We start from the raw sequence: 23,519 nt of genomic DNA on the forward strand, positions 1-23,519 counted from the left end.
CCGGCGGCTCAGAGGCCCAGCAGCAGGCCGAGCTTCATGCCGAAGGCGCGGAAGATCGAGGCCTCCGGCATGTCCTGGGCGGCGACCAGCGGCACCTTGCGCACCGGCCCGTCCGGCGGGGCGATGTCGATCTCGCCCAGCACCTGGCCCTTGGCGATCGGCGCCTCGATCGGCTCCTGGAACCGGGCGGTGACCGTCATCTTGTCGAAATCGGCGGGCTGCAGGGTCATGGCCAGGTCCTGCGCCACCGTCACCGGCACCTTGTCCTCGGTGCCGAGCCAGACCGTCGCCTCGTCGACCGTGGCGCCGGCCTTGAACAGCGGGTACAGGCGGAACTGGCTCCAGCCCCATTCCAGCAGGCGGGCGCCTTCGTCGGCGCGGGACTGCATGCTGGGCAGGCCGTTGACCACCAGCACCAGCCGGCGGTCGTCGCGCACGCCGGAGGCGGTCAGGCCGTAGCCCCCGGCATCGGTGTGGCCGGTCTTGATCCCGTCCACCCCCATGTCGCGGTACAGCAGCGGGTTGCGGTTGCCCTGCTTGATCTTGTTCCAGGTGAACTCCCGCTCGCCGTCGTAGCGGTAGTATTGCGGGAAGTCCGAGATCATCCGCTCGGCCAGGGTCGCCAGGTCGCGCGCGGTCGAATAATGCTCCGGGTCGGGCAGGCCGTTGGAGGTGACGAAGTGGCTGGCGTTCATGCCCAGCGTCTTCGCCATCTCGTTCATGCGGTCGGCGAAGGCGCTTTCCGACCCCGCCAGGCCCTCGGCCAGCACCACCGCGGCATCGTTGCCGGACTGGATCAGCAGGCCGCGCAGCAGATCTTCGACCCGGATGCTGTCGTTGATCTGGACGAACATCTTCGACCCGCCGGTCTGCCAGGCCTTCTTGCTGACCGGGAACTTGGTGTCGAGCGTGATCCGGCCGTCCCGCAGCGCGTCGTAGACCAGGTAGGCCGTCATCATCTTGCTCATCGACGATGTCGGCATGCGTTCGTCCGCGGCCTTCTCCATCAGCACCGTGTCGGTGGTGGTGTCGATCAGAATCGCCTGCCTGGCGATGGTGTCGACGGTGGCCGCGTGGGCGGGCAGCGCGGCAAGGCTGAGGAGAAGAACGGTGGCACGGAGGAGGGGGGCCGGCATCGCGATCTTGATCATGGGACGGGGCATGGACCGCAGGGATAGCGTCAACTGAGGCCGCTGCCAACCAAAGCCTGTCACAACCGCCCCGCGGCGAAGCGCGCAGACGTGTGGACGCGCGGATGAGAGGACATGCATAGGAAACCTGAACCTATCTCCTTACTCGATCTCCTATCCCTTTCGGGTCATAGCGCAAAGGTCGCGCCGCTTGTACAATGCCAGGCGTGGTGGGGGCCACGTCTGTCGAATATGCGAGATGCAACATGGGGGAGCTCAGGTCTCTAGGAAAACATACATATTCATTTTTAGGTAAGTTTTATGAATGAATACGCTCTTACAAATGGCGCAACGCCCCCGGGGAGATAGTGTTCCCATGCTGAAGCACGCCGACATCTGGGCGGCGATCGATCGTCTCGCCAAGCTCAACGGGTTGTCCGCCTCCGGCCTCGCTCGCCGCTCAGGACTCGACCCCACGACCTTCAATCCCAGCAAGCGCCAGTCCAGCGACGGCAAGCTGCGCTGGCCATCCACCGAGAGCATCTCCAAGATCCTGGACGCAACCGGCAGCTCGATGGCCGCCTTCGTGCGGCTGATCGACGACGGTTCGGGCCTGCCGGCCCGCCGCATCCCCGTCGTCAGCCGGGCCCAGGCCGCCGCCGACGGGCTGTTCGACGATGCGGGCCGTCCGGCCGGCAAGGGCTGGGACGAGGTGGACTTCCCCAACCTGTCCGACCCCACCGCCTATGCGCTGGAGATCGCCGGCAACGACATGGCGCCGATCTACCGGGACGGCGACGTCGTCGTCGTCTCGCCGGCCGCCGGGCTGCGGCGCGGCGACCGGGTGGTGGCCCGGACGGTCGGCGGGGATCTCCTGGTCGGCGAGCTGGTGCGGATCAGTGCCAATCGGATCGATCTGAAGCTGCTGTCGGGCGATCAGGCGCCGCAGTCGCTGAGGCTGTCCGATGTGGCCTGGAAGGCCCGCATCGTCTGGTCGAGCCAGTAGGCTGCGGCGCGCTGGACCCTGCGTCCGGCGCAGGGCTGGACCACCGGCCGCTGGGCGGTGTTGGCGCCGCCCGGCCGCTCGCCTATGCTCCGCCGGTGATGCGATGCGGGATCGGACGGACGACATGGCGAGACAAGCGTGGACCTTCCTCGACGGCTCCTGGCAGGAGGGCAATCCGCCGATCATGGGGCCGCTGACGCATGCCGCCTGGATGGCCTCGATCATCTTTGACGGCGCCCGCGGCTTCGAAGGCGTGGCGCCGGACCTCGACCGCCATTGCGTCCGGGCCGTCGCCTCGGCGCGGGCGATGGGGTTGGAGGCGACCTTGCCGGCCGAGGAGATCGAGGCGCTGGCCCGCGCGGGGCTGCGCCGCTTCCCGGCCGACGCCGCGGTCTACATCCGGCCGATGTTCTGGGCCGAGGATGGCTGGATCGAGCCCGACCCGGCGGCGACGCGGTTCTGCCTGTCGATCTATGATTCGCCGCTGCCGCAGCCGGGCGAGGACAGCGCCTGCTTCGCCCAGGGGCTGCGCCGGCCGTCGCCGGAGATGGCGCCGACCCTGGCCAAGGCCGCCTGCCTGTACCCGCAATCCGGCTTCGCCATGCGCCAGGCCAAGCAGCGCGGCTTCACCAATGCGGTGATGCTGGACCCGATCGGCCATGTCGCCGAATTCGCCACCGCCAACATCTTCATGGCCAAGGACGGCGCCGTGCACACCCCGGCGGCGAACGGCACCTTCCTGGCCGGCATCACCCGCCGCCGGGTGATCGAGCTGCTGCGCCACGACGGGGTCGAGGTGGTCGAGCGCGCGATCCGGCCCGACGAACTGGCGGACGCCGACGAGATCTTCCAGACCGGCAACTTCGCCAAGGTGCTGCCCTGCACCCGGCTGGAGGACCGGCACCTGCAGCCGGGGTCGCTCTACGCCAAGGCCCGCAAACTGTATTGGGAGTGGGCTCACTCCTGAGCCCGGGCAGGCCCGATGAGCGACGCCGTTCCGCCCGAGCCGGTCTCCAAGGACACGCGCAACCTGGTCCGGGTGCTCGAGCACCAGGGCATCACCCTGGTGTTCGACGTCGGCGCCAATGTCGGCCAATACGCGCAGCGGCTGCGGCGCGGCGGCTATGCCGGGCGAATCGTCTCGGTCGAGCCGCTGTCCGCCGCCCATGCCGCGCTGACCGCGGCGGCGGCCGGCGATCCAGACTGGGCGGTCGAGTCGCGGCTGGCGCTGGGCGATAGCGACGCGCCGGTGACGCTGCAGGTCTCAGGCGAGAGCGACATGAGCTCGGTGCTCGACTTCACCGCCGAAATGGCCGACCTGCTCGACGGCTCGGCCTATGTCGGCACCGAGGTGGCGTCGCAGGCGCGGCTGGAGCGGATCTTCCCCCGCCACGCCCGGCCGGACGACCGGGTGCTGCTGAAGATCGACACCCAGGGCACCGAGCGCCGGGTGCTGGACGGCGCGCGCGGCGTGCTGCCGCGCATCGCCGCGGTGCAGATGGAGCTGTCGATCGTGCCGGTCTATGACGGCGAGCCGTCCTATCGCGACAGCATCCAGCACATGGCCGAGCTCGGCTTCGTGCCGGCGCTGTTCATCCCCGGCTACTTCAACCGCCGCACCGCCCGGCTGATCGGCATGGACGGCGTGTTCGTGCGGCCGAGCTAGCCAGACCTCCATGACCACCTCCGAGCGCCCCGGCCGCCTGCCGGCCGTCGACCTGCTCCGCGGCCTGGCGCTGCTGGCGATGGCACTCTACCACCTGTCCTGGGACCTGAGGTTCTTCGGCTTCGTCGACTGGGACCTGGCGGGCGGCACCGGCTGGATCGCGGCGCGGTACCTGATCGCCGGCAGCTTCCTGGCCCTGGTCGGCGTCGGGCTGATGCTGTGGCATGTGCAGGGGCGCGACTGGCGGCGCTGGGCCATCCGGCTGAACAAAGTGGTGGCCGGTGCCATCGCGGTCACGGTCGCGACCTGGTACGTGATCCCGGACCAGTTCATTTTCTTCGGCATCCTGCACTGCATCGCCGTCGCCAGCATCCTCGGCCTGCTGTTCCTGCGGCTGCGGCCGGCCGTGAATTTCATCCTCGGCCTCGCCGTGATCGCGCTGCCGATCCTGTGGCGTTCGACCCTGTTCGATCAGTCCTGGCTGCTGTGGACCGGGCTCGGCACCCTGCCGCCGCGCAGCAACGACTACGAGCCGCTGTTCCCCTGGTTCGGGCCGGTGCTGCTGGGCATCGCCGCGGCCCGCTGGTGGCTGCGGGCCCGCACCCCCGGCGGCACCGTCGATGGCGGCGCCCCGGGCCGGCCGCTGCGCTGGGTGGGGCGGCACAGCCTGGCCGTCTATCTGATCCATCAGCCGGCGCTGATCGGCCTCCTGCTGCTGGTCGGCATGGCGCTCGGCCGCGATCCGCAGGCGATGCTGTCGCCGCCGCCGGACCCGGCGCCGCTGCTGATCGACTGCCAGGTGCAATGCGAGCAGCGGGGCGGGAGCGCCGAGGGGTGCCACGCCTATTGCGGCTGCATGGTCGATGGGGTCCAGGCCCAGACTCTGTGGCCGGCGCTGCGGCCGGATGCGACGCCCGAGCTCAAGGATCGCCTGCTCGACCTGGCCGCATCCTGCAGCCGCTGACCGGCACGCCGGCCGGCGGAAAATTCGCTCGCCTGCCGCCAACCACGGCCCTAGTCTCGGCGCCCATGTCCGGATTGCCTCGCCGACCGCTGCCATGAGCCCACCCCACGAGGACAGCCGGTCCGGCGCGGTGCGGGATGTCGGCTGGTCGGCGCTGATGGTCTCGGCGCAGGCCGGCGACCGGGCGGCCTATCACCGGCTGCTGATCGAGATCACCCCCTATCTGCGGGCGCTGGCCCGCCGGTCGCTGCACCGCCCGGCCGATGCCGAGGACGCGGTGCAGGACGTGCTGCTGACCCTGCACAGCATCCGCCGGACCTATGATCCGGCCCGGCCGTTCCAGCCCTGGCTGGTGGCGATCGCCCGGCGGCGGATCGTCGACCGGGTGCGCATCCAGATCCGCACCACCGGCCGCGAGACGACGATCGAACCGTTCCAGGAAACCTTTGCCGCCCCCGAAACGAATGAGTTGGGCATGGAGGCCGATTCGGTCGTGCTGCGGCGCGCGATCGCGGAGCTGCCGCCGGGCCAGCGCCAGGCGGTCGAGCTTCTGAAGCTGAAAGACATGTCGCTGAAGGAGGCATCGGCGGCCAGCGGCGCGTCGGTGCCGGCGCTGAAGGTCGCGATGCATCGCGCGCTGAAGGCGCTGAAGGGGGCGTTGGGACCGAAATGACGGAGACGGAGCGGACTCGCACCGAAGATCTGATCGCGCAGCTCGCCGCCGAGGCCCGGCCGGTCCGCCCGTTGCGGCCGCCGATGCTGCGCGCGCTCCTGTGGCTACTGATCGCCGCCGCCGTGATCGCCGCCGTGGTCGCGATGAAAGGCGTCCGGCACGCGCGGATGGTGGAGATGGCGGAGACCTCCTACCAGCTCGAATGGGCCGGCGCGATGCTGACCGGCATCCTCGCCGCCATCGCCGCCTTCCATGTCAGCCTGCCCGACCGGTCGCGGCGCTGGGCCCTGCTGCCCGTCCCGGGGCTGGTCTTCTGGCTGGCCTCGATGGGCTATGGCTGCCTGACCGACTGGATCCGCTTCGGCCCGGACGGCTTCGTGCTCGGCACCAGCTTCCGCTGCTTCACGAACATCGTGATGGTGAGCATTCCGCTCTGGGCGCTGCTGGTGGCGATGCTGCGCTTCGCCGGGCCGGTGCGGCCGACCGCCACCATCGTCACCGGCATGCTGGCCGCATCGGCCCTCGTCTCCTGCGGCGTGGCGCTGTTCCATCCGCTCGACACCACGATCATGGTGCTGATCTGGCATGGCGGCTCGATCGCGCTGCTGGTCGGGCTGGCCAAGCTGTTCAACCGGCCGCTGTTCGCGCTGTTTGCGCCGCGCCTGGCCGGCCAGGCCGGCTGAGCGCCTGGCTGGCTGAGCGAAGGACCCGGCTACAGCCGGGCCGCCCCCAGGATCCGGCCGTCCGCGGCCTGCAGCAGCACGGCCGTCCGGTCGCCCGCGGGCCGGGCCGCGGCGATGGTGCCGCCGGGCGACCAGCCGTCCAGCCGGGTCAGGCTGCGCACGACGTTGCGGTTGACCAGGGTGTGGCCGGCATTCTCGCCCCGCCGCACCGGTGTCTCGTGCCGGTCGTCGAAGCCGACCAGCCACAGCACCGCATCCGCCGGGGCGGCGGGGTCCACCGCCACCTGCAGCGCCGCATCCGACGCGGTCAGCGTCAGCGGCACCGACGGGTCGGAGCGGGCCTCGGCGATCGCCGAGTCCAGCGCCGCGCGGTCGGAGCCGACGACGTCGCGGCCGCCATCGACCACCGCCTGCGGCGTGTAGATCTGGCTCGACCCCATCAGCGTGGCATAGGCGCTCTGCCGCGCCGTGGCCCAGGCGCTCGAGAACGGGTCCACCCAGCCCAGCCGGTTCCAGTAGTCGACATGGAAGGCCAGCGGCAGCACCTCCGGCCGGTCGGCCAGCGTCGCCAGCAGCGCGTCGGCGGGCGGGCAGGAGGAGCAGCCCTGGGAGGTGAACAGCTCCACCACCACCAGCCGCTCGGCGGCGACGGCAGGGGCAGCGGACAGCGCGGCCAGGGCGAGCAGGCCGGCGAGAAGCGGTCGGGTCATGTCCTGTCCCTGAGACGGAAACCTGTTCCCGGTTCGACCCGCTCCGGCGCCGGGTTACGGCCGGATATCCGGAAACACGGGGGCCGGAAACACGAGAGGGCTTGATTCGCGATTGATAATCGTTCTCAAATAGGCCGACCGTTCACACGGAGAGTCCAGAATGGACGAGGACCAGATCACCGAGCCGAGCGACCGCCGTGCCCTGCCTTTCGCCGAGCAGCTGGTGCTGTGGGCGTTGCGGCTCAGCGTCGTCGGGCTGAAGACCGGGGCGCCGACCGACCATCCGGTGCTGCTGGCCTTCCGCAAGGTCGGTGCCGAGGCGGCGGCGGAGCGGGTCGGCCTGCTGACCCGCATCATCGGCTTCGGCGCCGAGCGGCGGGTGCAGATCGGCGTGCCCTGCGCCTTCACCGTCACCGAGGACGAGCGCCGGATCCTGGACCTGGTCGCGATCGGACAGTCCGGCGTGTCGGGCACGCTGATGCTGCGCGGCATGCTGTCGCCGGCCGCCTGTCGCGCCGCCGCCGGCCTGTGCGCCGAGCTCGGCGGCCTCCTGGCCGAGGCCGGGGTGACGCTGCAGCGGCCGGCCGCGCCGCCGCGGCCGCTGCGGATACCGGCCAATCTCCCCTCCTTCGGCCTGGTCCGGGCGGCGCTGCCATGAGCGACGAGGCGCATGACTGCGACGATGCCGGCGCACCGCCGCTGACCCGGGCCGAGACGCTGGTGCTGTGGGCGATCCGCGCCTGGGTCGCCGGCCATCGCCACGGCATCCCCGTGCTCGCCAACCTGCGCACCGCCTTCCGCAACGAGGGTGCACCGGCGGCGGCCGAGGCGGTGGACGACCTGATGGGCTTCATCGCCAACGGCGCCGGCCGCACCATCCAGGTGAACTGCCCGCGCTGCCGCCAGGTGACGGAGGATGAGCGGCTGCTGCTCGACGTCGTGGCGCTGCACCAGCAGGGCGAGACGCTGTGGGTGCCGTTCCTGGCCCGTGCCATCCTGACGCCGGCCGCCACCCGGCTGTGCGGGCCGATCTTCGCCGCTGTCGCCGACGCCCTGCAGGACGGCGGTATCGCGCTGCCGCCGGTCGCCGGCCAGGTGCCGCCGCCGGAGGCCGCTGCCCGCACGGTCCCGGCCGGAACCACGATCCACTGACGAGCCCGGTCAAGGAGGGTTGCCCCCAGCCCGGTTTGCCGCCATGAATCAGGCCGGGATTGCAGGAAGCGAACAATCATCCGATGCGTGGCGGACGTGTGTTGCTGGTCGAGGACGACGTGCTGGTGCGTCTCCTCGCCGTGGAGGCCCTGGTCGATGACGGCTTCGACGTCGCCGAGGCAGCGGACGGGCCTGAGGCGCTGCGCCTGCTCGACGGCAGCGAGTTCGACCTGATGATCACCGATGTCGGCCTGCCGGGCATGTCGGGCGCCGAGCTGGCCGTCCAGGTGCGGCGCGAGCGGCCGGCGCTCAAGGTGCTGTTCACCACCGGCTACGGCGTCGAGGACGGGGTGCCGGCCGACCTGCCCACCCTGCGCAAGCCCTACGCCGCCGCCGCCCTGGCCTCGACCGTGCGGTCGCTGCTGGCGACCGGCGGATAATCCCCGGGCGCGCAATCGAAGCCTTCGGCGATGCCCCCGGCTGAGAGGGAGGCGCCGCGGCTGGACGGCGCCGTGCCGGCCAGCTACGCTTCGCTGCATTCTCCGACTGCCGCCGTGTTTTCATGACGTCTTTCTCAGGCGACGCCTTCCGGGCCTATGTCGAGCAGGCCCGCACCGGGCGACTGTCCCTCTGGCGGGTCTGTCTCGGCGTCGGCCTCGCCCTCATCCTCGCTCCGGCCGTCATCCTGCTGGTCATGCTCGCCGTCGGCATCGTCATCGGGCTGGGGCTGCACAATCGCGTGCCGAGGCCGACCGAAGCCCAGATCGGGGATATCATCCAGCAGTTCGTGGTCTCGCCGTCCGGGGCCGCGGTGCAACTGGCGGCGGTCGCCACCGGCTGGGGATGCATCTGGCTGATCGTGCGTCTGCTGCATCGGCGCACGATCCCGAGCGTGCTCGGGGCCGAGCGTCGCGTGGCGTGGGACGATTTCGCCAAGGCCACGGCTGCGGTCCTGATCGTCAGTGTTCTCGGCGGATGGGCGATGTCGTTCTTCGACCCGGCGCCGCCGCGCAGAGATGTCGAGATCGGCACATGGCTGCTGGCGTCGCTGCCGTTCGTGGCCTTGATCCTGGCCCAGACCTCGGCGGAGGAGCTGGTATTCCGGGGCTATGTGATGCAGACCCTGGCGGCCAGGTTCCGCAGCCCCCTGGTATGGGCCGGGCTGCCGACCATCATCTTCGCGCTGCTGCATTGGGATCCCGCCGCGACCGGTGGGGCGAACGCCATCATCCTGGGGTCGATCACCATCTTCGCCCTCGGTGCGACGCTGCTGGTCTGTACGACCGGGAATCTCGGCGCATCGATGGGGCTGCACTTCGGCAACAACCTGGTGGCCATGCTGCTTGTTTCGTCGGAGGGCCGGTATGCCGATCTCAGCCTGTTCGTTGGCGAGCCGCTGTCGGCGCGGGCCTGGAGCCTCCACGAGATCGTCGTCAGCATTCTGCTCAGCATCGTGGCGATGGCCGTGACCCTCTTGCTGCTGCTGCATCCACGATCGCCGCTGCGGATGGCCGTCCGCATCCGACCGCTCGCCGATGCGGGCGGCTGACGGTCCGCCCCGCCTCAGTCGTCTCCCACGATCGGGCCGCCATGGACATGCGGCGGCAGCTCCTCGGTCGGGCCGCCGGGCATGAGCGGCCGCGGCGCGAAGCGGCCGAGCGAGACCAGCCGGTCATACATCACCAGCGCCCCGGCCAGGGACAGGTTCAGCGAGAAGCGGGTCGGGATCTGCACGATGTGGTCGCAGCGCGCCACCATCTCCGGCGACAGGCCGCCGCGCTCCGACCCCAGCACATAGACCGCCCGGCGCGGGTGGCGGAAGCTCGGCAGGGCGACCGACTCGGCCATCAGCTCGATCCCGACCAGCGCGCAGCCCTGCGGCAGGGTCAGGGAGGCGACGTCGGGATAGGTGTAGAGCGGCACGGTGCCGGCGGCGCTCGATGTGTCGCTCCACCCGAAATCGACCGTCTCGGCCACCGGCGCCACGGTGAAGCAGAAGGCTGCGCCGAAGGCATGGCCGGTGCGCAGCAGGGCGCCGATATTCATCGGCTTGCTGATGCCCTCGCAGCCGATCGCGAAATAGCCTTTCATCCGATCCCGTCCGTGTCGTCCGGCCCCGACCTTGCCCCGAGGCAGTCACGAGGGCAAGGTGCGGGCCAGAACGGCCCTTGCCGCCATCCCGCCGAGACGATCATGACCGACCACCAGCATCACGATCATGGCCACGACCACAGCCATGCCGCCGGCACCGCCGACCTCGCCGGCGGCGGCGGGCCGATCCTGGTCGAGGTCACCCGCGGCTCGGTGGTGGAGAGCCGCCATCGCGGCAGCGCCCTGATCGTCGACCGCAGCGGCGGGATGCACGGCCATTGGGGCGATATCGGCCGGCCGGTCTATGCCCGCTCGGCGATCAAGTCGCTGCAGGCGATCCCGCTGGTCGAGAGTGGCGCCGCCGACGCCTTCGGCCTGGGCGACGAGGAGCTGGCCCTGGCCTGCGCCTCGCATGGCGGCGAGCCCGGCCATGTCGAGCGGGTGGCGGCGTGGCTGGTGAAGATCGGCCTGTCCGAATCCGACCTGGAATGCGGCACCCATCTGCCGTTCCATGAGGGCTCGGCCCATGCCCTGGTGTGCCGCCACGAGCACCCCTCGGCCCTGCACAACAACTGCTCCGGCAAGCACACCGGCTTCCTGACCACCTCGGTCCATCTCGGCGAGAAGACCAAGGGCTACATCCGCTACGACCACCCAGTGCAGCAGCGCATCCTCGGCGTGCTCGAGCAGATGACCGGCTGCGGCCTCGGCGATGCGGCCTGGGCGGCCGACGGCTGCTCGATCCCGACCATCGCCGTCCCGCTGGAAGGCCTGGCCTTCGCCATGGCCCGGATCGCCGATCCCGCCGACCTGCCGGAGCAGCGCCGCGACGCGGTGCTGCGGATCCGCAAGGCCTGGGCGGCGCAGCCCTTCCTGGTGGCCGGCACCGGCCGCTTCGACACCGAGATCATGCAGGCCTGCCGCGGCCGGGTGATGACCAAGGTCGGGGCCGAGGGCGTGTTCTGCGCCGCCCTGCCGGAATACGGGCTCGGCGTCGCGCTGAAGATCGAGGACGGGGCGGAGCGGGCGGCGAATGTCGCCATGGCCGCGATCCTGAAGCGGATCGGCGCGCTGGACGACGCCGACCCGGAGATCGCCGGCCGCTGGCTGGCGCCCGAGATCAAGACCCGCCGCGGCGTGACCGTCGGCGCGGTGCGCGGCGCCGACGGCTTGGCCGGCTAGTTCGCCCGGTTCCAGGCGGCGGTGGCGAAGCCGGCGGCGACCAGCACGCCGGCGCCGGTCCGGTTGATCAGGCGCAGCACCGAGGGCTTGCCGATGGTGTCGCGCAGCCGGGCGCCGATCCAGGCATAGGCCGCGGCGTTCAGCGCGGCGAGGGTGACGAAGGTGCCCTCCAGCACCGCCATCTGCGGCAGCAGCGGCGCCTCCGGATGCACGAACTGCGGCAGGAAGGCGACGAAGAAGACGAGGCTCTTCGGGTTCAGCGCAGTCACGGCGAAAGCGTGCAGCAGCATCGCGCGGGGCGAGCGCCCGGCGTCCGGCGCCACCAGGCCGTCCGCTTTCGGCGCGGCGCGCCACAGCTTGACGCCGAGATAGACCAGATAGGCGGCGCCGATCCATTTCAGCACGGTGAAGGCGCCGGCCGAGGCCGCCAGCAGGGCGCCCAGCCCCAGCATCGACAGGGTCATCGCCGTCAGGTCGCCGAGCGCCACGCCGGCGACGATCCACCAGGCATGCGACCGGCCGCGGCCGAGCGCATAGGACAGCACCAGGGTGACGGTCGGGCCGGGGATGATCAGGACGACGAAGGCGGCGAGCAGGAAGGCGAACCACAGGTCGAGCGACATGGCGGCGGCTCCTCTTTACAGGCGGCCAGCAATCCATGGCGCCAAAGATTTGTCCAGCGGCGCGGCGACCGCGCCGCTGGACCCATGCTTCAGTCGTGCCAGCCCCTCAATCGTGCCAGAACGAGTCGCGGGTCACCTTCACCTTGCCGGATTCGATGTCCGAGACCTTGATCGCCGGATAGCCGACGGTCCAGTCGCCGCTGGATTTCCAGGCGTCGATCACCATGTCGCGCATCTCGGCCGCCCCGGCCGCGACGCGCTGGGTGACGAAGCCGACCGCCGCCGGGGTCGGGGTGGTGTAGTTGTTGGTCGAAGGCGCCAGTTGATAGGCCCGCTCGACCGTGCCCAGCGTGGTCAGCAGGTAGTCGTGCACGCGCTGCTCGATCTGGCAGCCGCAGTCGCGATAGCGCGGCAGGGCGGCGCGGATCGCCCGCTCGCCGACGAAGCTCTTGACGAAGCTGCCCTCGAACGGCGCGTGGATCGGGGCGTTGGTGTAGTTGTTCGGGTTCGGATAGTTGCCCCAGCCGTTGAAATGCACCGAGACATGCATCGGCTGGCTGCCGTCGGCCACGTAGTGGCCCCAGACGCCGATGTCGCGCAGCAGCAACTGGCGCCGCAGCTGCAACTGCTCCTGGAAGAACTCGCGGTCGGCGCGGTTCGAGGCGATGCGCAGGCCCACGGTCAGCGCCCGCATCCAGGCGAAATCCATGCGGATCTGCTGCCAGCCATCGATCAGGCTGTAATACAGGTACCCGGCGCCGTACTGGGTCTGGCCGCCGGCGCGCAGCGCGGTGTCGTAGTCGCGGCGCGACACCGGCATGGCATTGAAGTCGACGCCGCCCAGCACCTTGCCGGCATCGTCGATGTCGATGTAGTGGCCCGGGTCCCGCTCGAAGTCGTGGGTCTGGCCGGCGCCCTTGGAGACGTCGAGCTCAGCGTTCCATTCGGCGATGGCCGAATCCGCCGACCGCCAGTCCAGCATGGCCTTGATCTGCCAGGGCAGGCTGTCCGCGACCACGGCGCCGATCTCGACATGGCCGGTGTGGCCCCAGGCCCAGGCCCGGTTCTCGGTGGCGACCGCGGCGAGAACCAGGGCCGAGACCAGACCGAGGGCGCGCAGCGCGCGCCGCTTCCCTGCACGATTCATCCTGTCCCCCAATGTCGGTTTCCGATGGGTTTCGCCGAGCGAAGCGGCGAAATCAGGATGCTCGTAGCAGTCTTCGCGAGACGTTCCTATGAAGGTTCGGTGACGAATGCGTCGCCGAGATCTTTCAGCTATTTTCGGAATATGGACGTCGGGCTGGAAATCTATTTGGAGTGGCTGCCGGTTCCGGCGGAGCCGAAGTTCAGCTGGGTGCCGACCGGGCGGAACCCGAGCTTGGCGTAGAGCGGCTCCGCCCCCGCCGCGGCGGACAGCCAGGCCAGGTCGCCGCCGGCGAAATAGGCATCGAGCAGCCGGCGGCACACCGCCTGGGCCAGGCCGCGGCGGCGGAAGGCCGGCCGGGTGCCCACCGCCGCCAGCTCCGCCGTGTCGCCGCCGATCAGCAGCAGCCCGCTGGCGGCCGGGGCGCCGTCGAGCCGGGCGAGGGCGGCCCGCCGGCTGCCGCGGGCCAGGCCCTGGCGCAGCCGGGCGCGGAAATCCGCCTCGCCGGCGGCGTCCAGCGGCTGGTCGAAGGCCTCGTGCTGGACCAGCATCAGCCCGTCGAGCGCCGCTTCGTCCTCCGCCGCCAGCAGCCGCACCGGGCCGTCCGGGGCGGGCCGATAGGCGTCGCGATGCAGGATCATCAGCGGCGCCTCCATCTCGCGCTCATAGCCCATGGCGTAGAGCGTCGGGGACAAGGCGGGATGCAACTCGCGGAAGAACTCGATGCGGAAGCGCCGGCCGGCGGCCTCGAAGGCCCGCTGCAGCTCGATCACCGCCGGCCGCCAGTCCGGCGCCGGGGCGACCGGCACAGCGAAGCTCTGGATCGGATCGTCGCTGGCGCTGGAGACGAACAGCGCGAAGGGGCCGACATCGGCGCGCTGCCGGCCCTCGGTCGCAGCCGTGAGGGTGTTGGGGACCAGGCGCTGCAGCAGCGCCCGGTTCACGGCCTCCCCCCGGCCACGACAGCGACGACATTCACAAGTCGATCGGCGAGACCGGCGGCGGGTTTGTGAGACCATTGCCTCTCCCGCTTGCGGGAGAGGTCGGACATCCGAAGGATGTCCGGGTGAGGGGATAGCAGCCTCGCCGAAAGTGCAGCATCGCCGCGAGCGAGTGCATGATCCGCCCAATCCTGACGCGATGATCCCGGGATCGCGGCCGGCAAGCCCTCACCCGGAGCCGCTTCGCGTCTCCGACCTCTCCCGCAAGCGGGAGAGGCAACGAACAGTGGCCAACGAGTATGCGGACGAAACGTGTGAATGCCGTGGCTCACGACAGTGCGGGCAGCAGGCGGTCCATCGCGGTCTGCAGCCGCTCGACCGAGCCGGCGAAGCACAGCCGCAGATGGCCTTCGCCGCCGGGCCCGAAGGCCGAGCCGGGGGCGAGGCCGACATTGGTCTCGTGCAGCAGGCGCAGCGCCAGGGCCCGGCTGTCCGGCTCGCCCTCGACCCGGAAGAACAGGTAGAAGGCGCCGTCCGGGCGGGTCAGCCGCACCCGCGGCGATTCGGACAGCCGGCCGATCACCAGGTCGCGCGCGGTGCGGCAGCGGTCGACCTGGCTCTGGATGAAGGTCTCGCCCTGCTCGATGGCGGCGACCGCGCCGTGCTGCAGGAAGGTCGGCACGCCCGAGGTGTTGAACTGCTGCAGGTTCTCATAGACCTGCCCCAGCTCCTCCGACGCCACCACCCAGCCGATGCGCCAGCCGGTCATCGCCCAGTTCTTGGAGAAGGTGTTGACCACCACCAGCCGGTCCTCCGGCGCGGCGATCGACAGGAAGGACGGCGCCACCGGGCCCATTTCGTTTAGCGGGGCGTAGACGAAGCGGGCATAGACCTCGTCGGCGACGATCCAGATGCCGCGGGCGCGGCAGAAGTCGAGGATCGCCTTCTGCTCCTCGGCCGTCAGCGTCCAGCCGGTCGGGTTGCCCGGGCTGTTCAGGAACAGGGCGCGGGTGCGCGGCCCGCAGGCGGCGAACAGCCGGTCCAGGTCCAGCCGCCAATGGCCGTTCTCGACCCCGATCGGCACCGGCACGGTGCGGCCGCCGGCGATCTTGACGGCGCTGAAGATGTTCGGCCAGACCGGGGCGGGCAGGACCACCTCGTCGCCCGGCCCGACCAGCGCCTGCATGGTCATCATGATCGCCTGCATGCCGCCGATGGTGACGTAGATCCGGCCCGGCGGCACCGTGGCCCCGGCGATCCGGCCGACATAGCCGGCCAGGGCCTCGCGCAGCGGCGGGATGCCGCGCTGCCAGGTGTAGAAGGTCTGGCCTTCGAGCAGGGCGCGGTTCGCCGCCTCGGCGATGAAGGACGGCGTCGGCTGGTCGCCCTCGCCGACCCACAGCGGGATCAGGTCGGGCTTGCCGCGCCCGGCATTGACCACCTCGACGATGCCGCTTTCCGGCAGCCGTGCGATGTCGGGTCGGATGCCGCCCAGAAGACCCGCCGCCATATGTCCGTCCACGCTGACCTCTCCCTGACTTTGCGGCAGAGGGTAGCAAGCCGGGGCGGCGGGCGTCATCCGCGGCCGGCGCATGGGCGTCGCGCGGCCGATGCGTTTCTCCGGGAACCGATCGGAGACCGCATTGTTAGAAAGGGTGAGGCCCCAACGGCGTTGGTTCGCGAGCGGCTTCGGTCGCCCGACAGCGGCGGGCCTCGGCGGCCCGGCGGAGTCCCTCCCCGCCGCAGCCGTGTGATGCAGGACCCCGTGACCGGATCCCCCCTCCAGGTCACGGGCGGCGGCGGGGCATTTAATGGTCCCGCCGCCGGCCTGCCTCTGATCCCGATCTCAGTGCAGCCGGAATTCGGCGGCGCAGTTCCGCAGATCGGCCGGCTTGACCACACTGGTCGAGGCGACCCGGACCGAATGCAGCCTGCCCTCGATGCTGTGGCTCCAGAAGTCCAGGAAGCGCTGCAGCTCAGGGAAGCGCGGTGCCAGGTCCAGCTTCTGCCACACGAAGCTCTGCAGCAGCCCCGGATGGTCGGGCAGGTGGTAGAGGATCTCCGCCGTGGTCAGGCGGTAGCCCTGCAGCTGACGTTCCAGATCGGTCATTCCCTTCGCCCATCCCTTTCCGCATGGCCGGCCTCGCGCGTCCGGTCCATGAAGGAAATGTGATGTGGATTTCCGATCTGCACAAGGGTATATCTAGTAAAATCAATGTGTTAGCAGCGCTCTGGCAGGAGTGCTGCCAGACCTTCCGCTCACGCGAACAGGTCGCGGTGCTCCCGCTGCACCGTCGGCAGGGCCCGCAGGATCTCCGACAGATGCGCCCGCAGCGCCGCCTCGGCGCCGTCCGGGTCGCGCCGGTCGATCGCCGCCAGGATGGTGCGGTGCTGCTCGATCAGCCCCGGCAGGGACGAGGCCAAGGGCAGCGTCAGGTGGCAGACGCGGTCCATATGCGCCTTCAGATCCTCGATCACGGTCCAGGCCGACGGGCAGCCGGCGCCCTCGGCGATCGCCGCGTGAAAGGCCTCGTCGGCGCGCTGGAACTCATAGTGCTCGCCGTCGGCCGCCGCCAGCTCCTGGGCCTCGAGATGGAAGTCGATGCGGGTGCGCACCCGGGCGTCGAACCGCTCGCAGGCGCGCCGCACCACCGCGGTCTCCAGCGATTCGCGGACGAAGCGCGCCTCCAGCATGCGTTCGACCGAGATCTTGACCACGAAGGTGCCGCGCCGCGGCAGAATCTCGACCAGGCCGGAGCGGGCGAGGGCGATGAAGGCCTCGCGCACCGGCTGCCGCGACACGCCGTAGCGCAGCGCGATCTCCTGCTCCGACAGCGGCGCACCGGGCTTCATGGCCAGGGTGACGATGGCCTTGCGGATCTCCAGCTCGATCAGCCGGGCGATGCTGGTGGTCGGGTCGAGCAGATCGAGTGGCGCCATGCGGTCAAGCTCGCAAGGGATATTGCATCAGGTCAAGTACCATACTAGGCTCATTCTTACCATACCAGACGGCGGCCTGATCATACCAGGCCGAGCAAAAGGGGGAGGCGTTCCGTGAAATCCATTGCGGCATTGGTCCTGGGGGCGGCGCTGTCGCTGGCCGCCCTTCCGGCTTCGGCGCAGACGCTGCGCTCGGCCGACATCCATCCCGACGGCTATCCGACGGTCGACGCCGTCAAGTATCTCGGCGAGCTGATGGAGCAGCGCACCGGCGGCCGGATCAAGATCCAGGTCTTCAACAACGCCCAGCTCGGCGCCGAGAAGGACACGATCGAGCAGACCCGGTTCGGCGTGATCGACATGAACCGGGTGAACACGGCGCCGTTCAACAACCTGGTGCCGGAGACGCAGGTGCTGGGCCTGCCCTTCCTGTTCCGCTCGGTCGACCACATGCACAAGGTCGTCGACGGCCCGATCGGCGATGAGATCCTGAACGCGTTCGAGCCGCACGGGCTGATCGGCCTCGCCTTCTACGATTCCGGCGCGCGGTCCTTCTACACCACCAAGACCGCGATCCGGTCGATCGAGGACATGAAGGGGCTGAAGCTGCGGGTCCAGCAGTCCGACCTGTGGATCGCGATGATGCAGGCCTTCGGCGCCAACCCGACGCCGATGTCCTTCGGCGAGGTCTATTCGGCGCTGGAGACCGGCGTCGTCGACGGCGCCGAGAACAACTGGCCCTCTTACGAATCCTCGCGCCATTTCGAGGTGGCGAAGCACTACACCCTGACCGAGCACTCGCTGACGCCCGAGGTGCTGGTGATCTCGAAGATCGCCTGGGACAAGCTGTCGCCCGACGACCAGGCGACGCTGCGCCAGGCGGCCAAGGAATCGGTGGTCAAGATGCGCGAGCTGTGGACCGCGCGCGAAAAGCAGTCGGAGGAGAAGGTGCGGGCCGGCGGCGCCGAGATCATCACCGTCGACAAGGCCTCCTTCTCGGCCGCGATGGGGCCGGTCTACGACAAGTTCGTCACCAGCGACGCGATGAAGTCGCTGGTGGAGCGCATCCGCGCGGTCCAGTGAGGCTGCACCACCCGGCCGGCCCTGCGATGCGTGGGGCCGGCCCGTTTTTTATGGGAGATCGGCCGGAATGGCTTCCGTCCTGGCTCTGACCCGCCGGACCCTCGGCGTCCTGTCCACCGGCGCCCTGTGGCTGGCCGGTTTCGGCATGCTGGCGATGACCGTCACCGTGGGCTGGCAGGTCTTCGCCCGCTATGTGCTGAACGACACGCCGAGCTGGGCCGAGCCGGTGACGCTGCAGCTGATGGGCTGGTTCATCCTGCTCGGCGCCGCGGTCGGGGTGCGCGAGAGCTTCCATCTCGGGCTCGATTTCCTGCAGCAGGTGCTGCCGGCGGGGCTCAACCGGGTGCTGGAGGCGGTCAACCTGCTGCTGATCCTCGGCTTCGGCGTCGCCATGGTCTGGTATTCGGTCGAGCTGGCGATCGGCACCTGGACCGCGACCATCCCGGTGCTCGACCTGCCGGGCGGCTTCGACTTCATCCCGTTGATCATCGGCGGCGCGCTGATCGCGCTGTTCGCCGCCGAGCGGTTGTTCGAACAGATTGCCGGCGTCGAGCACGAGGCGGCGGTCGAAGGCGTGCAGGAGCTGGCGTGATGGAGCTGTGGGTGCTGTTCGGCGGCTTCACGCTGCTGATGTTCATGGGCATGCCGATCGCCTTCTGCCTCGGCATCTCCTCGCTGGCGACGGTGCTCTATATGGGCCTGCCGCCGGTGGTGGTGTTCCAGCAGATCAATTCCGGCATGAACGCCTTCGCCATGATGGCGATCCCGTTCTTCATCTTCGCCGGCGACCTGATGATCCGCGGCGGCATCGCGGCGCGGCTGATCCGCTTCGCCGCCAGCCTGGTCGGCCACATGCGCGGGGGGCTGGGCCAGGTCAACGTCGTCGCCTCGACCCTGTTCGGCGGCATCTCCGGCTCGGCGGTGGCCGACGCCTCGGCGATCGGCGGGCTGATGATCCCGCAGATGGCCGCGCGGGGTTACGCCCGGGACTACGCCGTCAACGTCACCGCCAACTCCGCGATCATCGCGCTGCTGATCCCGCCGTCCAACAACATGATCCTCTATTCGATCGCGGCGGGCGGCAACGTCTCGATCGCCGACCTGTTCACCGCCGGCATCATCCCCGGCATCCTGCTGGCGGCCGCGCTGATGGTCGCCGCCTATGTCGTCGCCCGCCGGCGCGGCTATCCCGCCGATCCGTTCCCGGGCCTGCGCGCCGTCGGCCGCTACCTGGTCCTGGCGCTGCCCGGCATCCTCCTGATCGGCATCATCTTCGGCGGCGTCCGCTCCGGCGTCTTCACCGCGACCGAAAGCTCCTGCATCGCGGTGATCTACGCCTTCCTGGTGGCGCTGCTGGTCTATCGCGAGCTCGACTGGCACGGCTTCGTCGAGGCGGTGCAGGGGGCGGTGCGCACCACCGCCATGGTGCTGCTGGTGATCGGCACGGCCGGCGCCTTCGGCTGGCTGATGGCGCTCTTGCAGGTGCAGACCGCGACGGTCGCGGCGATCAACGCCATCTCCAGCGATCCGCTGACGGTGCTGCTGCTGATCAATGTCGCGCTGCTGATCCTCGGTACCTTCATGGACATGGCGCCGATGATCATCATCTGCACCCCGGTGCTGCTGCCGGTGGTCAAGGCCTTCGGCATCGACCCGGTCCATTTCGGCGTGATCCTGATCCTCAACGCCGGCATCGGCCTGAACACGCCGCCGGTCGGCTCGGTGCTGTTCGTCAGCTGCGCCGTCGGCAAGATCACGATCCGCGAGGCGATGCGCACGATCTGGCCGTTCTTCGGCGCCTCGATCGCGGTGCTGCTGGCCGTGACCTACATTCCCGCGCTCTCGCTGTGGCTGCCCGCGGTCTTTCGCTGAAGGAAGCCTTTCGTTGAGAGAATCTGCGCACGGGCCTTGACCGGTTCCAGCCATCCCCTTAAATGCGTAGCACTCACCGGCCGAGAGTGCTAACGACCGGCCGGGGCAGGCCCTGAACGCAAATCTCTGAACGAGAGAGTGGGAGAACACGATGCAATTCCGTCCCCTGCACGACCGAGTGCTGGTGCGTCGCATCGAGCAGAACGAGAAGACCGCTGGCGGGATCATCATCCCGGACACCGCCAAGGAAAAGCCCCAGGAGGGCGAGGTCATCTCGGTCGGCGCCGGCATCCGCGACGAAGCCGGCAAGCTGCAGCCGCTGGACGTCAAGGCCGGTGACCGCATTCTGTTCGGCAAGTGGTCCGGCACCGAGGTCAAGCTCGACGGTCAGGATCTCCTGATCATGAAGGAGAGCGACATCCTCGGCATCATCACCGTGAAGAAGTCGGCCAAGGCGGCCTGATCCGCCCCGTCGCCTTCACCGGAATCCCGATAGACAAGGAATAAATATATGGCTGCGAAGGACGTTAAGTTCTCGCTCGACGCCCGCTCCCGCATGCTGCGCGGCGTCGACATCCTGGCCGATGCGGTCAAGGTCACCCTGGGCCCGAAGGGCCGCAACGTCGTGCTCGACAAGTCGTTCGGCGCGCCGCGGATCACCAAGGACGGCGTCACCGTCGCCAAGGAGATCGAGCTCGCCGACAAGTTCGAGAACATGGGCGCGCAGATGGTGCGCGAGGTCGCGTCGAAGACCAACGACCTGGCCGGTGACGGCACCACCACGGCGACCGTGCTGGCCCAGTCGATCGTCCGCGAGGGCGTCAAGGCCGTCGCCGCCGGCCTGAACCCGATGGACCTGAAGCGCGGCATCGACAAGGCGGTCGAGGCCGTCGTCGCCGACCTCAAGACCCGCTCCAAGGCGATCAAGACCAACGCCGAAGTGGCGCAGGTCGGCACCATCTCCGCCAATGGCGAGCGCGACATCGGCGAGATGATCGCCAAGGCCATGGAGCGCGTCGGCAACGAGGGCGTGATCACGGTGGAAGAGGCCAAGAGCCTCGACACCGAGCTCGAAGTCGTCGAGGGCATGCAGTTCGACCGCGGCTACCTGTCGCCGTACTTCATCACCAATGCCGAGAAGATGATCGCGGACCTCGAGGCTCCGTACATCCTCCTGCATGAGAAGAAGCTGTCGAACCTGCAGGCCATGCTGCCGGTGCTCGAGGCGGTGGTGCAGTCGGGCAAGCCGCTGCTGATCATCGCCGAGGACGTCGAGGGCGAGGCCCTGGCCACCCTGGTGGTCAACAAGCTGCGCGGCGGCCTGAAGGTCGCGGCGGTCAAGGCCCCGGGCTTCGGCGATCGCCGCAAGGCGATGCTCGAGGACATGGCCATCCTGACCGGCGGCCAGGTGATCTCCGAGGATCTCGGCATCAAGCTCGAGAGCGTCACGCTCGAGATGCTGGGCCGGGCCAAGAAGGTCCTGATCGCCAAGGAAGAGACCACGATCGTCGACGGCGCCGGCGCCAAGAAGGACATCGAGGGCCGCTGCAACCAGATCCGGGCGCAGGTCGAGGAGACTTCCTCGGACTACGACCGCGAGAAGCTGCAGGAGCGTCTGGCCAAGCTGGCGGGCGGCGTCGCGGTGATCCGCGTCGGCGGCGCCACCGAGATCGAGGTGAAGGAGCGCAAGGATCGCGTCGACGACGCGATGCATGCGACCCGCGCCGCGGTCGAGGAAGGTGTGGTTCCGGGCGGCGGCGTGGCCCTGCTCTACGCCTCCAAGGCGCTGGAGAAGGTCAAGCATGACAACGACGACGAGCGGGTCGGCATCGACATCGTCCGTCGCGCGCTGCAGGCGCCGGTCCGTCAGATCGTCACCAACGCGGGCGGCGACGCCTCGATCGTTGTCGGCAAGCTGCAGGACAAGAACGACAAGAACTGGGGCTACAACGCCCAGACCAGCGAGTATGGCGACCTGATCAAGGCCGGCGTCATCGACCCGACCAAGGTCGTCCGCGCCGCGCTGCAGAACGCCGCGTCGGTGGCCAGCCTGCTGATCACCACCGAGGCGATGGTGGCCGAGCATGTCGAGAAGAAGCCGGCCGCTTCGGCGCCGGGCGGCGGCATGGGCGGCATGGGTGGCATGGGCGATATGGACTTCTGATCCCGTGGGTCAAACCGGGCGCCCCGGGCGCCCGGGTAATTTGATCCACAACTTTGATGGTTTGTGGTTCGCCCCGGTGGGGCGAACCACAGGGATCGGATCATCCAAACGTCGAATTGTGGAGGGGCGCTCTTCGGAGCGCCCCTTTTTTGCCATATCGACCAGCGATGCAAGATCTCGTGGGGCCACTGCAGTCTTTCGATTGCCGGGCCGAGTACCGGCAACTAAATGAATGCAACGGCCCCGGGCACGACCAGCCCGGCCGTCCGCGACGGAAGGGGAATTCGTGATGACCGCCTGTCCCAAGAGCGCGCCGTACCACCGCGGGCCGATCGCCCGCGCCGCCCTGGCGGTCGCCTCGATCCTGGTGCTGGCCGCCTGCGTGCCGGCCGGGACGCAGCAGACCGCCAGCCTGCCGGCACCGGAGCAGCCCGCGCCGCCGCCCGTGTCCCCCTTCGTCCAGGCGATGCGCGCCGCCGGCGTCAACGTCGCCATCCCGACACGCGGCAAGTTCATCCTGGTGAACATCCCGTCCTATGAGCTGATCGCCTTCCAGGACGGCGCCCCGGTGATCCGCAGCAAGGTCGTGGTCGGCACCGCGGGGACCTCGACGCCCGAGCTGATGTCGAACATGTACGCGATCAAGTACAACCCGGACTGGACGCCGACGCCGTCGATCGTCCGCAACGAGGCCAGCGTCTACATTCCGTCGGGGCCGCGCAGCCCGCTCGGCCGGATCAAGCTCGAGCTCGACAACGACCAGTCGATCTATCTGCACGACACGCCGCAGAAGAGCTATTTCGGCCGCGACAAGCGGGCGCTGAGCCATGGCTGCGTCCGGGTCGAGCAGGTCCGGCAGCTGGCGGCCTGGGCCGATGGGGTCAGCGTCGACGAGATCGATCAGAAGATCCGCACCGGCCGCATGTACTCCGAGCGCCTGCCGGAGGAGATCCCGGTCTATATCGGCTACTTCACCCGCTTCCCGGATGAGTTCGGCCAGCCGGTGGACCATCCGGACGTCTACGCCAACAAGGATGCGGCGCGGCAGGCCTATCTGGCCCGCTCCGCCGGCCGCCGCGCAGCCGCGGCGAAGAAGGCGGCCGAGCCGCCGGCTCAACCCCCGGCCGAGATCATCCCGGGCCAGACCGTGCCGGGCCAGGCCGTGCCGGGCCAGACCGTGCCCACGACGCCGGGCGGCGAGACGATCGTGCCGCCGGTGACGGCCCCAGGCGAAATGCCGCCCGCGGCCCCGGCCCAGCCCGCCGCCCCGGCCACCATGGCTCCGGTCGCGCCGGCTGTCCCCGCTGCGCCGGCGGAGATCCCCGCGGTTCCTGCGGCCCCGGCCGTGACCGAGCCTGCCGTTCCGGCGGCCCCGGCCACGACTGCTCCGGCGATGCCGGCCGCACCGGCGGCCCCCGCGGTCACGCCGCCCCCGGCAACCACCCCGGCCGCCCCCGCGACCACGACGCCGGCGGCGCCGACCACCAACTGAGGC

26 protein-coding genes are annotated in these 23,519 nt (G+C 69.7%); 17 read left to right on the forward strand and 9 right to left on the reverse strand.

What is annotated here, in order from left to right; all coding sequences use genetic code 11:
- Positions 1-8: 8 nt before the first annotated feature.
- Positions 9-1,136 carry a D-alanyl-D-alanine carboxypeptidase family protein gene (locus tag ACTOWL_RS13510; RefSeq protein WP_441321753.1) on the reverse strand — a complete coding sequence of 376 codons (1,128 nt, stop codon included), beginning with the start codon at positions 1,134-1,136 and terminating at the stop codon, positions 9-11.
- A 370-nt stretch (positions 1,137-1,506) separates the two neighbouring features.
- Here ACTOWL_RS13510 and ACTOWL_RS13515 point away from each other — a divergent pair, with 370 nt between their 5' ends.
- From ACTOWL_RS13515 to ACTOWL_RS13540, 6 genes are all read left to right on the forward strand, one after another.
- The gene (locus ACTOWL_RS13515) at positions 1,507-2,136 is read left to right on the forward strand and encodes a S24 family peptidase (RefSeq protein WP_441321754.1); all 630 of its coding nucleotides are present in this window, start codon (positions 1,507-1,509) and stop codon (positions 2,134-2,136) included.
- A gap of 124 nt (positions 2,137-2,260) precedes the next feature.
- Entirely contained in the window at positions 2,261-3,103 is an 843-nt protein-coding gene (locus ACTOWL_RS13520; protein WP_441321755.1) for a branched-chain amino acid aminotransferase, read from the forward strand.
- A gap of 15 nt (positions 3,104-3,118) precedes the next feature.
- Positions 3,119-3,802 (forward strand): FkbM family methyltransferase, encoded by a 684-nt coding sequence (locus ACTOWL_RS13525; protein ID WP_441321756.1) that lies wholly within the window; start codon positions 3,119-3,121, stop codon positions 3,800-3,802.
- Between the two features lie 10 nt (positions 3,803-3,812).
- On the forward strand, positions 3,813-4,766 hold the full coding sequence (locus ACTOWL_RS13530) for a DUF1624 domain-containing protein (RefSeq protein WP_441321757.1): 954 nt from the start codon (positions 3,813-3,815) through the stop codon (positions 4,764-4,766).
- 94 nt (positions 4,767-4,860) lie between these two features.
- Positions 4,861-5,439 carry a sigma-70 family RNA polymerase sigma factor gene (locus ACTOWL_RS13535; RefSeq protein WP_441321758.1) on the forward strand — a complete coding sequence of 193 codons (579 nt, stop codon included), beginning with the start codon at positions 4,861-4,863 and terminating at the stop codon, positions 5,437-5,439.
- On the forward strand, positions 5,436-6,122 hold the full coding sequence (locus ACTOWL_RS13540) for an NrsF family protein (protein WP_441321759.1): 687 nt from the start codon (positions 5,436-5,438) through the stop codon (positions 6,120-6,122). The genes ACTOWL_RS13535 and ACTOWL_RS13540 overlap by 4 nt, the downstream gene beginning before the upstream one ends.
- A 29-nt stretch (positions 6,123-6,151) precedes the next feature.
- On the opposite strand, the gene ACTOWL_RS13545 is transcribed toward ACTOWL_RS13540, so the two are convergent.
- Positions 6,152-6,832: a DUF1223 domain-containing protein gene (locus tag ACTOWL_RS13545; protein WP_441321760.1), complete on the reverse strand. Its 681-nt coding sequence runs from the start codon at positions 6,830-6,832 to the stop codon at positions 6,152-6,154.
- Between the two features lie 160 nt (positions 6,833-6,992).
- Here ACTOWL_RS13545 and ACTOWL_RS13550 point away from each other — a divergent pair, with 160 nt between their 5' ends.
- The 4 genes from ACTOWL_RS13550 (at position 6,993) to ACTOWL_RS13565 (ending at position 9,533) form a co-directional block, all read left to right on the forward strand.
- Positions 6,993-7,490: a hypothetical protein gene (locus ACTOWL_RS13550; RefSeq protein ID WP_342235435.1), complete on the forward strand. Its 498-nt coding sequence runs from the start codon at positions 6,993-6,995 to the stop codon at positions 7,488-7,490.
- Positions 7,487-7,984, forward strand: a complete 498-nt coding sequence (locus ACTOWL_RS13555; RefSeq protein WP_441321761.1) for a hypothetical protein — start codon at positions 7,487-7,489, stop codon at positions 7,982-7,984. Before ACTOWL_RS13550 ends, ACTOWL_RS13555 begins: the two co-directional genes overlap by 4 nt.
- 83 nt (positions 7,985-8,067) lie before the next feature.
- Positions 8,068-8,424, forward strand: a complete 357-nt coding sequence (locus ACTOWL_RS13560) for a response regulator (RefSeq protein WP_441321762.1) — start codon at positions 8,068-8,070, stop codon at positions 8,422-8,424.
- Between the two features lie 254 nt (positions 8,425-8,678).
- Positions 8,679-9,533 carry a CPBP family intramembrane glutamic endopeptidase gene (locus tag ACTOWL_RS13565; RefSeq protein WP_441321763.1) on the forward strand — a complete coding sequence of 285 codons (855 nt, stop codon included), beginning with the start codon at positions 8,679-8,681 and terminating at the stop codon, positions 9,531-9,533.
- Positions 9,534-9,547: 14 nt separating this feature from the next.
- Here ACTOWL_RS13565 and ACTOWL_RS13570 read toward each other — a convergent pair whose 3' ends face one another.
- On the reverse strand, positions 9,548-10,075 hold the full coding sequence (locus tag ACTOWL_RS13570) for an RNA methyltransferase (RefSeq protein WP_441321764.1): 528 nt from the start codon (positions 10,073-10,075) through the stop codon (positions 9,548-9,550).
- A 102-nt stretch (positions 10,076-10,177) separates the two neighbouring features.
- On the opposite strand from ACTOWL_RS13570, the gene ACTOWL_RS13575 reads away from it, so the two are divergent.
- On the forward strand, positions 10,178-11,257 hold the full coding sequence (locus tag ACTOWL_RS13575; protein WP_441321765.1) for an asparaginase: 1,080 nt from the start codon (positions 10,178-10,180) through the stop codon (positions 11,255-11,257).
- On the opposite strand, the gene ACTOWL_RS13580 is transcribed toward ACTOWL_RS13575, so the two are convergent.
- From ACTOWL_RS13580 to ACTOWL_RS13605, 6 genes are all read right to left on the reverse strand, one after another.
- Complete coding sequence (locus ACTOWL_RS13580) at positions 11,254-11,880, reverse strand: LysE family translocator (RefSeq protein WP_441321766.1); 627 nt, start codon at positions 11,878-11,880, stop codon at positions 11,254-11,256. The two genes, ACTOWL_RS13575 and ACTOWL_RS13580, sit on opposite strands and share 4 nt — an antisense overlap.
- 106 nt (positions 11,881-11,986) lie before the next feature.
- Complete coding sequence (locus ACTOWL_RS13585) at positions 11,987-13,027, reverse strand: hypothetical protein (protein ID WP_441321767.1); 1,041 nt, start codon at positions 13,025-13,027, stop codon at positions 11,987-11,989.
- A gap of 161 nt (positions 13,028-13,188) precedes the next feature.
- A complete protein-coding gene (locus tag ACTOWL_RS13590; protein ID WP_441321768.1) occupies positions 13,189-13,968 on the reverse strand; it encodes a GNAT family N-acetyltransferase in 780 nt (259 codons plus the stop codon).
- Between the two features lie 325 nt (positions 13,969-14,293).
- A complete protein-coding gene (locus tag ACTOWL_RS13595; RefSeq protein WP_441321769.1) occupies positions 14,294-15,487 on the reverse strand; it encodes a pyridoxal phosphate-dependent aminotransferase in 1,194 nt (397 codons plus the stop codon).
- Positions 15,488-15,811: 324 nt separating this feature from the next.
- Positions 15,812-16,075, reverse strand: a complete 264-nt coding sequence (locus ACTOWL_RS13600) for an usg protein (RefSeq protein WP_441321770.1) — start codon at positions 16,073-16,075, stop codon at positions 15,812-15,814.
- 149 nt (positions 16,076-16,224) lie between these two features.
- Positions 16,225-16,905 (reverse strand): GntR family transcriptional regulator, encoded by a 681-nt coding sequence (locus ACTOWL_RS13605; RefSeq protein WP_441321771.1) that lies wholly within the window; start codon positions 16,903-16,905, stop codon positions 16,225-16,227.
- A gap of 114 nt (positions 16,906-17,019) precedes the next feature.
- Between ACTOWL_RS13605 and ACTOWL_RS13610 the strand changes: the two genes are divergently transcribed.
- The 6 genes from ACTOWL_RS13610 (at position 17,020) to ACTOWL_RS13635 (ending at position 23,516) form a co-directional block, all read left to right on the forward strand.
- A complete protein-coding gene (locus tag ACTOWL_RS13610) occupies positions 17,020-17,988 on the forward strand; it encodes a TRAP transporter substrate-binding protein (protein WP_441321772.1) in 969 nt (322 codons plus the stop codon).
- Between the two features lie 67 nt (positions 17,989-18,055).
- Positions 18,056-18,580: a TRAP transporter small permease gene (locus ACTOWL_RS13615; protein ID WP_441321773.1), complete on the forward strand. Its 525-nt coding sequence runs from the start codon at positions 18,056-18,058 to the stop codon at positions 18,578-18,580.
- Positions 18,580-19,860 (forward strand): TRAP transporter large permease, encoded by a 1,281-nt coding sequence (locus ACTOWL_RS13620; RefSeq protein ID WP_441321774.1) that lies wholly within the window; start codon positions 18,580-18,582, stop codon positions 19,858-19,860. The genes ACTOWL_RS13615 and ACTOWL_RS13620 overlap by 1 nt, the downstream gene beginning before the upstream one ends.
- A 151-nt stretch (positions 19,861-20,011) precedes the next feature.
- Positions 20,012-20,323 carry a co-chaperone GroES gene (groES, locus tag ACTOWL_RS13625; protein WP_034840379.1) on the forward strand — a complete coding sequence of 104 codons (312 nt, stop codon included), beginning with the start codon at positions 20,012-20,014 and terminating at the stop codon, positions 20,321-20,323.
- A gap of 48 nt (positions 20,324-20,371) precedes the next feature.
- Entirely contained in the window at positions 20,372-22,024 is a 1,653-nt protein-coding gene (gene groL / locus ACTOWL_RS13630; RefSeq protein WP_441321775.1) for a chaperonin GroEL, read from the forward strand.
- 289 nt (positions 22,025-22,313) lie between these two features.
- Positions 22,314-23,516, forward strand: coding sequence for a L,D-transpeptidase family protein (locus ACTOWL_RS13635; protein ID WP_441321776.1), 1,203 nt, complete (start codon positions 22,314-22,316; stop codon positions 23,514-23,516).
- Positions 23,517-23,519 lie beyond the last annotated feature (3 nt).

This window comes from Inquilinus sp. CA228, assembly GCF_052078665.1.
Classification (GTDB): domain Bacteria; phylum Pseudomonadota; class Alphaproteobacteria; order DSM-16000; family Inquilinaceae; genus Inquilinus.